Raw genomic sequence first — 13,021 nt, forward strand, 5'->3', positions numbered from 1 at the left:
AGGTTAATTTAACGATAAGTCTAATAGCCATAAATAGAAATAATCATCCCAAAATTGTATTTTTACTAACTAAATAAAATTAAATCAAAATGCAAAAACCCCTGAACCTCTCGATTCAGGGGATGACATAATATAAAACCCGGCAGTGCCCTACTCTCACATGGGGATACCCCACACTACCATCGGCATTACAGCATTTCACTTCTGAGTTCGGGATGGATTCAGGTGGAACCACTGCACTCTCGCCGCCGGGATAATTCTTCGATAACTTCTTCTCTTCAAGTTTTATCTTGTTCTATCTTTTTATCTCGTTTTATCTCTTTTATCTTTTTCATCTGTTCTATCGGATACAAGCTGATGACTGATTACGGTATACTTTAATTCGTTGTACTTCACACTAGCCGCCCAAAAACACTTGAGCGTTGTATAGTTAAGCCCCTCGGGCAATTAGTATGGGTTAGCTCAATGTATCACTACACTTACACACCCCACCTATCTACGTCGTCGTCTCCAACAACCCTTACAGACTCTAAGTCTGGGAGAACTCATCTTGAGGCAAGTTTCGTGCTTAGATGCTTTCAGCACTTATCTCTTCCGCACTTAGCTACTCGGCAATGCGTCTGGCGACACAACCGAAACACCAGTGGTGCGTCCACTCCGGTCCTCTCGTACTAGGAGCAGCCCCCCTCAATTCTCCTACGCCCACGGCAGATAGGGACCGAACTGTCTCACGACGTTCTAAACCCAGCTCGCGTACCACTTTAAATGGCGAACAGCCATACCCTTGGGACCTACTTCAGCCCCAGGATGTGATGAGCCGACATCGAGGTGCCAAACACCGCCGTCGATATGAACTCTTGGGCGGTATCAGCCTGTTATCCCCGGAGTACCTTTTATCCGTTGAGCGATGGCCCTTCCATTCAGAACCACCGGATCACTATGACCTACTTTCGTACCTGCTCGACTTGTCCGTCTCGCAGTTAAGCTTGCTTATACCATTGCACTAACCTGACGATGTCCGACCGTCATTAGCAAACCTTCGTGCTCCTCCGTTACTCTTTGGGAGGAGACCGCCCCAGTCAAACTACCCACCAGACACTGTCCGAGACCGCGTTCCGCAATCTTCGTTAGAACACCAAACGTTAAAGGGTGGTATTTCAAGGACGCCTCCACAATCACTGGCGTGACCGCTTCAAAGGCTCCCACCTATCCTACACATCAAAATTCAATGTTCAGTGTCAAGCTATAGTAAAGGTTCACGGGGTCTTTCCGTCTAGCCGCGGGTACACCGCATCTTCACGGCGATTTCAATTTCACTGAGTCTCGGGTGGAGACAGCCTGGCCATCATTATGCCATTCGTGCAGGTCGGAACTTACCCGACAAGGAATTTCGCTACCTTAGGACCGTTATAGTTACGGCCGCCGTTTACTGGGGCTTCGATCAGGAGCTTCTCTTTCGATTACACCATCAATTAACCTTCCAGCACCGGGCAGGCATCACACCCTATACGTCCACTTTCGTGTTTGCAGAGTGCTGTGTTTTTAATAAACAGTTGCAGCCAGCTGGTATCTTCGACCGGTTCACCCTTCACCCGCTAGGGGCTACAAGCTACGCCGGCGCACCTTCTCCCGAAGTTACGGTGCTATTTTGCCTAGTTCCTTCACCCGAGTTCTCTCAAGCGCCTGAGTATTCTCTACCTGACCACCTGTGTCGGTTTTCAGTACGGTTTAATAAAGCCTGAAGCTTAGTGGCTTTTCCTGGAAGTGTGGTATCAGTTACTTCAGCCCCTTGAGGCCTCGTCATCATTTCTCGGTGTTAATAAGCGCCCGGATTTGCCTAAGCACCCCACCTACCAACTTAAACGTGCATATCCAACAGCACGCTAACCTAACCTGCTCCGTCCCCACATCGCAGCTTTACCAAGTACGGGAATATTAACCCGTTTCCCATCGACTACGCTTTTCAGCCTCGCCTTAGGGGCCGACTCACCCTGCCCCGATTAACGTTGGACAGGAAACCTTGGTCTTCCGGCGAACGGGTTTTTCACCCGTTTTATCGTTACTTATGTCAGCATTCGCACTTGTGATACGTCCAGCATACCTCCCGATACACCTTCATCCGCTTACACAACGCTCCCCTACCCAACAGGATTAATCCTGATGCCGCAGCTTCGGTGCTATGTTTGAGCCCCGTTACATCTTCCGCGCAGGCCGACTCGACTAGTGAGCTATTACGCTTTCTTTAAATGGTGGCTGCTTCTAAGCCAACATCCTAGCTGTCTAAGCCTTCCCACTTCGTTTCCCACTTAACATACACTTTGGGACCTTAGCTGGCGGTCTGGGTTGTTTCCCTCTCCACGACGGACGTTAGCACCCGCCGTGTGTCTCCTGAGTATCACTCTTCGGTATTCGCAGTTTGCATCGGGTTGGTAAGCCGGGATGGCCCCCTAGCCGAAACAGTGCTCTACCCCCGAAGGTGTCCGCTCAAGGCTCTACCTAAATAGATTTCGGGGAGAACCAGCTATCTCCCGGTTTGATTGGCCTTTCACCCCCAGCCACAAGTCATCCGCTAATTTTTCAACATTAGTCGGTTCGGTCCTCCAGTTAGTGTTACCCAACCTTCAACCTGCCCATGGCTAGATCACCGGGTTTCGGGTCTATACCTTGCAACTAATCGCCCAGTTAAGACTCGGTTTCCCTTCGGCTTCCCTATTCGGTTAACCTTGCTACAAAATATAAGTCGCTGACCCATTATACAAAAGGTACGCAGTCACCCTTTCAGGCTCCCACTGCTTGTACGTACAAGGTTTCAGGTTCTATTTCACTCCCCTCGCCGGGGTTCTTTTCGCCTTTCCTTCACAGTACTGGTTCACTATCGGTCAATCAGGAGTATTTAGCCTTGGAGGATGGTCCCCCCATCTTCAGACAGGATATCACGTGTCCCGCCCTACTTATCGTAAGCTTAGTACCATCAACATGTTTTAAGATACGGGACTATCACCCCCTACGGTTGAGCTTCCCAACTCATTCTCCTAACACGCTCACTATCACTTACCGGCTCTTCCGCCTTCGCTCGCCGCTACTCACGGAATCTCGGTTGATTTCTTTTCCTCGGGGTACTTAGATGTTTCAGTTCTCCCGGTTTGCTTTTCATTACTATGAATTCATAATGAAATGATGGATTCTTCATCCATCGGGTTTCCCCATTCGGATATCTTGGATTAAACGCTTCTTATCAACTCATCCAAGCTTTTCGCAGATTAGCACGTCCTTCATCGCCTCTGATTGCCAAGGCATCCACCTTGTACGCTTAGTCACTTAACTATACAACCTCAAATGTTTTCAGCCTGCCTACTCAGTCAGGCCTACATCTTGAAGCGAATCTTTAATTCAACTAAACACTTGACTGCCTTTCTCCAGTCAAGATTTTTCTACTCAGACTTCCTCTATTCCTTTTGGAACTTAAAAGTCTCTTCAGTTTTCAGCTTGTTTCCAATTTTTTAAAGAACAGAAGATAAAACTTTTCAGTTATCATCGTTAAGTAAACGCAATACCATTTTCTATCAATGCAACATTTACTTAACGATGATAAGTGGTGGAGATAAGCGGGATCGAACCGCTGACCTCCTGCGTGCAAGGCAGGCGCTCTCCCAGCTGAGCTATATCCCCAGTTATCATTAATTTGCAGATACTTGCCCTTACTTCACTCACTCTTAGAGTGGTGGGTCTGAGTGGACTTGAACCACCGACCTCACCCTTATCAGGGGTGCGCTCTAACCACCTGAGCTACAGACCCAAGGACAATGTTGATTTCCGCTCTCTATCTTGTCTACAACTCTCAGCCAATCTGTGTGGACACTTACTATAGCTCGTTCGGTAAGGAGGTGATCCAACCGCAGGTTCCCCTACGGTTACCTTGTTACGACTTCACCCCAGTCATGAATCATACCGTGGTAAACGCCCCCCTCGCGGTTAAGCTATCTACTTCTGGTACAACCCACTCCCATGGTGTGACGGGCGGTGTGTACAAGGCCCGGGAACGTATTCACCGCGACATTCTGATTCGCGATTACTAGCGATTCCGACTTCATGGAGTCGAGTTGCAGACTCCAATCCGGACTTAGACGTACTTTGTGAGATTCGCTCCACATCGCTGCTTCGCCTCCCTCTGTATACGCCATTGTAGCACGTGTGTAGCCCTACTCGTAAGGGCCATGATGACTTGACGTCATCCCCACCTTCCTCCGGTTTATCACCGGCAGTCTCCTTTGAGTTCCCGACCGTATCGCTGGCAACAAAGGATAAGGGTTGCGCTCGTTGCGGGACTTAACCCAACATTTCACAACACGAGCTGACGACAGCCATGCAGCACCTGTCTCAAAGCTCCCGAAGGCACTCCCGTATCTCTACAGGATTCTCTGGATGTCAAGAGTAGGTAAGGTTCTTCGCGTTGCATCGAATTAAACCACATGCTCCACCGCTTGTGCGGGCCCCCGTCAATTCATTTGAGTTTTAACCTTGCGGCCGTACTCCCCAGGCGGTCGATTTATCACGTTAGCTACGGGCGTCAGAGTTAAACCCCAACCCCCAAATCGACAGCGTTTACAGCGTGGACTACCAGGGTATCTAATCCTGTTTGCTCCCCACGCTTTCGCACATGAGCGTCAGTACATTCCCAAGGGGCTGCCTTCGCCTTCGGTATTCCTCCACATCTCTACGCATTTCACCGCTACACGTGGAATTCTACCCCTCCCTAAAGTACTCTAGATTCCCAGTCTGAAATGCAATTCCCAGGTTAAGCCCAGGGCTTTCACACCTCACTTAAAAATCCGCCTGCGTGCCCTTTACGCCCAGTTATTCCGATTAACGCTCGCACCCTCCGTATTACCGCGGCTGCTGGCACGGAGTTAGCCGGTGCTTCTTCTGTGACTAACGTCAATCAGCTTGGCTATTAACCAAACTGCCTTCCTCATCACCGAAAGAACTTTACAACCCGAAGGCCTTCTTCATTCACGCGGCATGGCTGCGTCAGGGTTCCCCCCATTGCGCAATATTCCCCACTGCTGCCTCCCGTAGGAGTCCGGGCCGTGTCTCAGTCCCGGTGTGGCTGGTCATCCTCTCAGACCAGCTAGAGATCGACGGCTTGGTGAGCCATTACCCCACCAACTACCTAATCCCACTTGGGCTCATCTTATGGCAAGAGCAAACGCCCCCTTTAGTCCAAAGACTTTACGCGGTATTAGCTGCAGTTTCCCGCAGTTATCCCCCTCCATAAGCCAGATTCCCAAGCATTACTCACCCGTCCGCCACTCGTCAGCAAAGAAAGCAAGCTTCCTTCCTGCTACCGTTCGACTTGCATGTGTTAAGCCTGCCGCCAGCGTTCAATCTGAGCCATGATCAAACTCTTCAATTCAAAGTTCAATCGCTCAATAAACTGCTTAGCTATTAATAAACACTACTATAAAAGTAATAATGAATTTCTAGTTTAAGCACCTATTAAGACTTCAAAATTAAAAATATTTTAACAAGTCTATTAACAAGTGCCCACACAGATTGTCTGATTCGTTGTTAAAGAGCAAAAAATAACGACGCACCGGCAAATCTTCTTACTTCACAACAGCGCGTCGTTGTGTGGTGCGCATTATAGGGAAATTCAAAATCAATGCAAGCACTTTTTTGCAAAAAATTTGAAAAAATGATCTTTCGCTTGAAGTTCATACAAAATGGTTAAAATTTCGTTCTTTTCTGTTATTTTATTGCGCGTTTTAAAATATTTGGTAAATCCGTCACCGAATCCAATACATAATCAGCCAGCTGTTCGCCTTCCTCTGTCACTGCTTTTCCAGTGCGAACCAGCACATTCATTCTCACATTTGCGCCAATTCCCGCTTTTAGATCATCGACTTTATCCCCAACCATTACCGATTTTGCCGGATCGATTTTTAACTCTTTTATTGCCTGCAATAACATTCCCGATTTTGGCTTACGACAATTGCAATCTGCTTTATATTCGCCTTTTCCTTCCGGGTGATGAGGGCAATAATAGATACCATCGAAATCTACACCCTGTTCTGCTAACGACCAATCAAACCATTCTGTCAGCTGCAAAAACTGCTCTTCAGAAAAATAACCGCGCGCAATTCCCGATTGATTTGTGACTAAAATTAATAGATAGCCCATCGCTTTTAATTCCCGTAATGCTCCGATTGCTCCATCTATAAATTTGAAATTATCAATTTCGTGCACGTAACCATAATCAATATTTAATGTGCCATCACGATCCAAAAAAATAGCTTTGTTCATCTTTTACTCTATGTTAGTTCAATATTTAAAATTATCCCTTTAATTCTATCAATTAGCAAATATAAGCTATAACCAATTCATCTAAAAAAGATTCCCCTATGTATTGACACGGCAATCTAGACGTCTAGAATACTGAAAATAGATTTGAAAATAGCAAAAGAACAAGGGCTTATATGATTAAGCTAAGTAATATTACGAAAATTTTTGAGTTATCGGGCAAAAAACTGACCGCACTTGATAATGTCTCGCTTAATGTTGAAAAAGGACAGATTTGTGGGGTAATTGGTGCATCCGGAGCAGGAAAAAGTACGCTAATTCGCTGTGTAAATTTATTGGAAAAACCAAGTAGCGGTTCCGTGATGGTAGATGGAGTGGAACTGACCCAACTTTCTGAGCGAGAATTGGTTCGTGCACGCCGTCATATTGGGATGATTTTCCAACACTTTAATTTGCTCAATTCACGCACAGTATTTGAAAATGTTGCTCTGCCATTAGAATTAGAAGGAACATCAAAAGCAAAAATTCAAGAAAAAATCACCGCACTTTTGGCTCTTGTGGGGTTGAGTGAAAAACGCGATGCTTATCCTAGCAATCTTTCCGGTGGTCAAAAACAACGTGTTGCCATCGCTCGTGCTTTAGCAAGTGATCCCAAAATACTATTATGTGATGAAGCTACGAGTGCCTTAGATCCGGCAACTACGCAATCTATTCTAAAATTACTTAAAGAAATCAACCGCACTTTAGGTATCACAATTTTACTCATCACACATGAGATGGAAGTCGTAAAGCAAATCTGTGATCAGGTAGCAGTCATTGATAAAGGACAGCTGGTAGAACAAGGCTCGGTGGGTGAAATTTTTTCTAACCCGAAAACCGAATTGGCACAAAACTTTATCCGTTCAACCTTTCATATCAGTTTACCTGATGAGTATTTGGAAAATCTCACCGATACTCCTAAACACAGTAAAGCCTATCCGATTATTAAATTTGAGTTTACCGGACGTTCCGTCGATGCACCGTTACTTTCACAAGCATCAAAAAAATTTGGTGTGGAGCTGAGTATTTTAACATCTCAAATTGATTATGCCGGCGGTGTGAAATTTGGTTATACCATTGCTGAAGTAGAAGGTGATGAAGATGCTATTACACAAACCAAAATTTATTTAATGGAAAACAACGTACGTGTGGAGGTTCTCGGTTATGTTCAATGATTTCTGGACAACATTTACCCAACAGCTCACACCACAAATGTGGGGTGTTGTCGCAACAGCAACTTATGAAACCGTCTATATTAGTTTTGTTTCTACTTTATTGGCAGTTATCATAGGTTTACCCATAGGTGTATGGACCTTCTTGACCGGTAAAAATGAAATTTTACAAAATAAACGTACCCACTTTATTTTGAATACCATCATTAACATTGGGCGCTCTATTCCATTTATCATTTTACTTTTGATTTTACTGCCTGTAACACGCTTTATTGTCGGCACTGTACTTGGCACCACCGCAGCAATTATTCCATTAAGTATCTGTGCAATGCCTTTTGTCGCACGTTTAACCGCCAATGCTCTAATGGAAATTCCGAATGGGTTAACTGAAGCTGCCCAAGCAATGGGTGCGACCAAATGGCAAATTGTCCGTAAATTTTACTTACCGGAAGCCTTACCGACTCTGATTAACGGTATCACACTTACGCTCGTTACCTTGGTAGGTTATTCAGCCATGGCGGGAACACAAGGTGGTGGCGGGCTTGGAAGTCTGGCTATCAACTATGGTGTATATCGCAATATGCCTTATATTACCTGGGTTGCTACTATTATTATCGTTCTTTTCGTCATGATTAGCCAAAAACTCGGTGATACGTTGGCGAAGAAAGTTGATCATCGCTAAAACACAACTTACTACTAACCAAAAGAGGAAACCTTATGAAATTAAAAAATTTATTCGCTATCACAGCCATCGCATCCGCCCTTGTTCTAACAGGATGTAAGGATGATAAAAAAACCGAAACGTCGGTAACTACTGCACCGCTTAAAATCAAAGTTGGGGTAATGTCAGGTCCGGAACATCAAGTAGCAGAAATTGCAGCAAAAGTAGCAAAAGAAAAATACGGATTAGATGTACAGTTTGTAGAATTTAATGACTATGCGTTACCGAATACTGCGGTTTCCACCGGTGATTTAGATGCAAATGCAATGCAACATAAACCTTATCTAGATCAAGATGCAAAAGCCAAAAACTTAAATAATCTGGTAATTGTAGGCAATACCTTTGTTTATCCGTTAGCGGGTTATTCTAAAAAGATTAAGAATCTAAATGATCTACAAGAAGGTGCGAAGGTAGTCGTACCAAACGATCCAAGTAACCGTGGACGTGCATTAATTTTGCTTGAAAAACAAGGCTTAATTAAACTTAAAGATGCCAATAATCTATTATCAACAGTATTGGATATCGTTGAAAATCCAAAAAACCTGAATATCACCGAAGTAGATACTTCTATTGCGGCTCGCGCATTAGATGATGTTGATTTAGCTGTCGTAAATAATACTTACGCCGGTCAGGTTGGCTTGAATGCACAAGATAATGGTGTGTTTGTGGAAGATAAAGATTCTCCTTATGTAAACATTATCGTTTCACGCACAGATAACAAAGACAGCAAAGCCGTACAAGATTTCGTGAAAGCTTATCAAACCGAAGAAGTCTATCAAGAAGCTAAAAAACACTTCAAAGATGGAGTCGTGAAAGGCTGGTAATTTTTAGCGCACGTTAAAGAAAGCCGCAGATAAAACCTGCGGTTTTTTTATTGAATAAAATGGGATTAGCTACTAAAAGACTGCCCCATTTTTCTTGGGTTAGAGGTTAGAATTAATCACTTTATAAAAAATAGATGAGAGAATATACGCTATCAAATTCCTTAAACTTTTATATAAAAAACCGCACTTTGCATAACAAAGTGCGGTTAAATTTATCTAAGTTTTTTAATTCAATTATAGCGATGCTTGATCTACTGCAACGCCTGCACCCATAGTGGTAGAAATGCTTACTTTCTTAATGAAAATACCTTTTGCAGTGGTTGGTTTTGCTTTTGTTAATGCAGCCAACAATGCTTGAAGATTTTCTTTTAATTGTTCTTCAGAGAAGTTTGCTTTACCAATAGTGGTGTGAATGATACCGTTTTTATCATTGCGATAACGGATCTGACCAGATTTCGCATTTTTTACGGCTTCAGCAACGTTTGGTGTCACAGTACCTACTTTAGGGTTTGGCATTAAACCACGCGGCCCTAATACTTGACCTAATTGACCCACAACACGCATAGCATCAGGAGAAGCAATAACTACATCAAAGTTCATTTCGCCTTTCTTGATTTGCTCTGCTAAATCCTCCATACCCACTAAATCAGCACCCGCAGCTTTTGCAGCATCAGCGTTCGCCCCTTGAGTGAATACAGCTACGCGAACTTCACGACCGGTACCGTGTGGTAATACGGTTGCACCACGTACATTTTGATCGGATTTACGAGGATCAATACCTAGGTTTACCGCAACATCAACGCTTTCAACAAATTTAGCGGTTGCAAATTGTTTTAACAATGCAATTGCTTCGTTAATTTCGTATGCTTTAGTAGAATCTACGCCAGCTTTGATTGCTTTCATTTTTTTAGTCAATTTAGCCATCGTATTATTCCTCCACCACTAAGCCCATAGAACGAGCGGTACCAGCGATTGATTTCATTTTGGTTTCAATAGTCGCACCAGTCATATCTGCTGCTTTAGTTTCAGCAATTTGACGGATTTGATCTAAAGTTACTTTACCCACTTTATCTTTATTCGGTTTACCAGAACCAGATTTGATACCTGCTGCTTTTTTCAATAATACAGCTGCCGGCGGAGTTTTAGTAATAAAGGTGAAAGAACGGTCTGCATATACAGTGATCACAACCGGAATAGGTAAACCTTTTTCTAAGCTCTCAGTACGAGCATTGAACGCTTTACAGAATTCCATAATGTTCACACCTTGTTGACCTAATGCAGGACCAACCGGTGGTGATGGGTTTGCCATACCAGCTGCAACTTGCAACTTAACATAGGCTTGGACTTTTTTTGCCATTTTTGTTTTCCTCTAATTGGGTAATAACGCTATAAATAGCTCCCCGATGACTTCGACACATATCTAAAAGAAAATATGCACACAAAAATATGAGCCAATAGATGGCTCATAATAGGCTGCGGATTATATAAAAGGTAAGCTTGTTTTTCAAGCATTTTACATAGAAAAAGATGCTAAAAAAATAACCGCGTTTTATATTCTAAATGCGGTTATTTATTCAGATAATTTCTATCACTAATAAGCTTTTTCCACTTGACTGAATTCAAGCTCAACCGGTGTCGCACGGCCAAAAATAGAAACGGATACTTTCAAGCGACCTTTTTCATAATCAACTTCTTCCACTGTACCGTTAAAGTCGGCAAACGGCCCTTCCGTTACACGGACTTCTTCACCAGGATGATATTCATTACGGTGGCGCGGTTTCTCCGAACTTTGCTCCAAACGATTTAAAATGGTATCTGCTTCACGTTTAGAAATCGGAGCTGGCTTATCCGGCGTTCCGCCAATAAAGCCCATTACTCGAGGTACACTCTTCACTAAGTGCCAAGTGTCATCATTCATTTCCATTTCTACAAGCACATAGCCGGGGAAAAATTTACGTTCACTTTTACGACGTTTACCCGCTACATTTTCGACGACTTCTTCCGTAGGCACCAAAACCTCACCAAACTGATCTTCCATTTGATGCTGTTTAATATATTCACGCAAAGTTAATGCGACACGGCTTTCAAACCCAGAAAACGCTTGTAAAACATACCAACGTTTTTTTGATACTGTTATTTCTTCGGTCATTTTAGAATCTCAAATCGGTTAAAAAGTTAATGATTGATACGATAATAGAATCTATCGCCCAGAAAAATAATGAAGCAATAATCGTCACCCCTATCACAATCAAGGTAGTCTGACGAGTTTCCGAACGAGTCGGCCATACAACTTTACGTGCTTCATTTCTTGATTCTTTAAAGAAATTACGTGCCTTTGTTCCTTGATTAGTAATTGCAGCAAAAACAAAAGCCAATACAAGGATAACCGCTACACCAATCACGCGAACAGGTGTCGAATAATCTTTTTGGAAATAAGCATTGCCAATGGCAGCGACAGAGAAGAAAACTACAACTAATATCCAAAGGAGTGTATTTAAGCCTTTTGATTTACCTTCTATCGGCTCTTCTGTTTTTTTCTTTTTATCAACAATTTCAGTTGCCATAATTGAATCCGTTTAAAAAGGGAGAAATAAGAATAAATTTAAGAACGTGCGATTGTAGCACTTTCTTTGCCTGTTTCCTATTGAAAAATGAGTAACCTAGAAAACAATCAAAAAATCAACCGCACTTTTATGTAAACAAACGCTAAGCGCGATAAATCAACTTAGGTGCTTCGTTATCAACAATCGTTGATTCATCCACAATCACTTTTTCCAGATTTTCAATGGATGGTAAATCATACATAGTATCAAGGAGTACCGCCTCAACAATTGAACGCAAACCACGAGCTCCGGTTTTACGCTCAAGGGCTTTCTTCGCCATAGCTTTCAACCCCTCCGGCGTAAACTCTAGCACTACGTTTTCTAACCCGAATAATGTTTGATATTGTTTTATTAAAGCATTTTTAGGTTGGGTAAGAATTTGCACCAGTGCTTCTTCATCCAATTCACTTAACGGTGCAATCATCGGTAAACGACCAATGAATTCCGGAATTAATCCAAATTTCATCAGATCATCCGGCTCTACCTGACGGAATAATTCGGATAAAGATTGATCTTCACCATCTTTTTCCACTTGAGCATCAAAACCGATGCCGGTATTCGTTTGGGTGCGTTTACCGATAATTTTATCCAAACCGGCAAATGCACCACCGCAAATAAACAATATTTTTGACGTATCTACTTTCAGCATTTCTTGTTGAGGATGCTTACGCCCCCCTTGTGGCGGTACTGAAGCAATTGTGCCTTCAATCAATTTCAATAATGCCTGTTGTACGCCTTCACCAGAAACATCACGAGTAATAGAGGCTCCCTCTGACTTGCGGCTAATCTTATCAATTTCATCAATGTAAATAATGCCTTGCTCTGCTTTGTCTGTATCGTAGTCACAATTTTGCAGAAGTTTTTGCAATACATTTTCAACATCCTCGCCCACATAGCCAGCCTCAGTCAATGTCGTTGCATCCGCTATCGCAAAAGGAACATTCAAACGGCGAGCCAAAGTTTGTGCAAGCAATGTTTTACCGCTTCCTGTCGGGCCAATCAGCAAAATATTACTTTTACCTAATTCAACTTCATTACTTTCATGATTGGTACGTAAGCGTTTATAGTGATTATACACAGCCACCGAAAGCACTTTTTTCGCATAGTCTTGACCAATTACATAATCATCTAAATTCGCTCGGATTTCATGGGGTGTCGGCAATTTAGCTTCATTTTCAACCGCACTTTCAGCCGTTTCTTCATTATTATCTTCGTGATTCTCTTCCAGCATTGAATGACAAAGTTCGATACATTCATTGCAAATATAGCCCTCTGCTCCGGCAATCAATTTATCGACTTCACTTTTTTCTTTACCACAAAAAGAACAATGCAGCTCTTTATTCTCAGTTGTCATCTTACATC

9 protein-coding genes, 2 tRNA genes and 3 rRNA genes are annotated in these 13,021 nt (G+C 43.1%); 3 read left to right on the forward strand and 11 right to left on the reverse strand.

Going from position 1 to position 13,021, the window contains the following annotated elements:
• Positions 1 to 137: 137 nt before the first annotated feature.
• The 6 genes from rrf to gmhB all read right to left on the reverse strand — a co-directional run bounded on the left by rrf (position 138) and on the right by gmhB (position 6,303).
• A 5S ribosomal RNA gene (rrf, locus tag PNEUHYL_RS03975) occupies positions 138 to 253 on the reverse strand.
• Between the two features lie 173 nt (positions 254 to 426).
• Positions 427 to 3,324, reverse strand: a 23S ribosomal RNA gene (locus PNEUHYL_RS03980).
• Positions 3,325 to 3,593: 269 nt separating this feature from the next.
• A tRNA-Ala gene (locus PNEUHYL_RS03985) sits at positions 3,594 to 3,669 on the reverse strand.
• Between the two features lie 50 nt (positions 3,670 to 3,719).
• A tRNA-Ile gene (locus tag PNEUHYL_RS03990) sits at positions 3,720 to 3,796 on the reverse strand.
• An 81-nt stretch (positions 3,797 to 3,877) separates the two neighbouring features.
• Positions 3,878 to 5,413: ribosomal RNA gene (locus tag PNEUHYL_RS03995) — 16S ribosomal RNA — on the reverse strand.
• The 16S, 23S and 5S rRNA genes sit together here with 2 tRNA genes alongside, the layout of an rRNA operon.
• A 335-nt stretch (positions 5,414 to 5,748) precedes the next feature.
• Positions 5,749 to 6,303 (reverse strand): D-glycero-beta-D-manno-heptose 1,7-bisphosphate 7-phosphatase, encoded by a 555-nt coding sequence (gene gmhB, locus PNEUHYL_RS04000; RefSeq protein WP_059365969.1) that lies wholly within the window; start codon positions 6,301 to 6,303, stop codon positions 5,749 to 5,751.
• Positions 6,304 to 6,476: 173 nt separating this feature from the next.
• Here gmhB and metN point away from each other — a divergent pair, with 173 nt between their 5' ends.
• From metN to PNEUHYL_RS04015, 3 genes are read left to right on the forward strand one after another with little or no spacing between them, the layout of a single operon-like run.
• Complete coding sequence (gene metN, locus PNEUHYL_RS04005; protein ID WP_059365970.1) at positions 6,477 to 7,514, forward strand: methionine ABC transporter ATP-binding protein MetN; 1,038 nt, start codon at positions 6,477 to 6,479, stop codon at positions 7,512 to 7,514.
• A complete protein-coding gene (locus PNEUHYL_RS04010) occupies positions 7,504 to 8,193 on the forward strand; it encodes a methionine ABC transporter permease (protein ID WP_059365971.1) in 690 nt (229 codons plus the stop codon). Before metN ends, PNEUHYL_RS04010 begins: the two co-directional genes overlap by 11 nt.
• Before the next feature lie 35 nt (positions 8,194 to 8,228).
• Positions 8,229 to 9,056 (forward strand): MetQ/NlpA family lipoprotein, encoded by an 828-nt coding sequence (locus PNEUHYL_RS04015; protein ID WP_059365972.1) that lies wholly within the window; start codon positions 8,229 to 8,231, stop codon positions 9,054 to 9,056.
• Between the two features lie 234 nt (positions 9,057 to 9,290).
• Here the strand turns inward: PNEUHYL_RS04015 and rplA are convergent, their stop codons facing one another.
• From rplA to clpX, 5 genes are all read right to left on the reverse strand, one after another.
• Complete coding sequence (rplA, locus tag PNEUHYL_RS04020) at positions 9,291 to 9,980, reverse strand: 50S ribosomal protein L1 (RefSeq protein ID WP_059365973.1); 690 nt, start codon at positions 9,978 to 9,980, stop codon at positions 9,291 to 9,293.
• Between the two features lie 4 nt (positions 9,981 to 9,984).
• A complete protein-coding gene (rplK, locus tag PNEUHYL_RS04025; RefSeq protein ID WP_007241834.1) occupies positions 9,985 to 10,413 on the reverse strand; it encodes a 50S ribosomal protein L11 in 429 nt (142 codons plus the stop codon).
• A gap of 234 nt (positions 10,414 to 10,647) precedes the next feature.
• The gene (gene nusG, locus PNEUHYL_RS04030; RefSeq protein WP_059365974.1) at positions 10,648 to 11,205 is read right to left on the reverse strand and encodes a transcription termination/antitermination protein NusG; all 558 of its coding nucleotides are present in this window, start codon (positions 11,203 to 11,205) and stop codon (positions 10,648 to 10,650) included.
• Position 11,206: 1 nt separating this feature from the next.
• Entirely contained in the window at positions 11,207 to 11,620 is a 414-nt protein-coding gene (secE, locus tag PNEUHYL_RS04035; protein WP_059365975.1) for a preprotein translocase subunit SecE, read from the reverse strand.
• Positions 11,621 to 11,762: 142 nt separating this feature from the next.
• Positions 11,763 to 13,013 (reverse strand): ATP-dependent protease ATP-binding subunit ClpX, encoded by a 1,251-nt coding sequence (gene clpX, locus PNEUHYL_RS04040; protein ID WP_059365976.1) that lies wholly within the window; start codon positions 13,011 to 13,013, stop codon positions 11,763 to 11,765.
• Positions 13,014 to 13,021: the final 8 nt, after the last annotated feature.

It is taken from the genome of Rodentibacter caecimuris, from assembly GCF_001019715.1.
GTDB classification, from domain to species: Bacteria; Pseudomonadota; Gammaproteobacteria; order Enterobacterales; family Pasteurellaceae; genus Rodentibacter; species Rodentibacter caecimuris.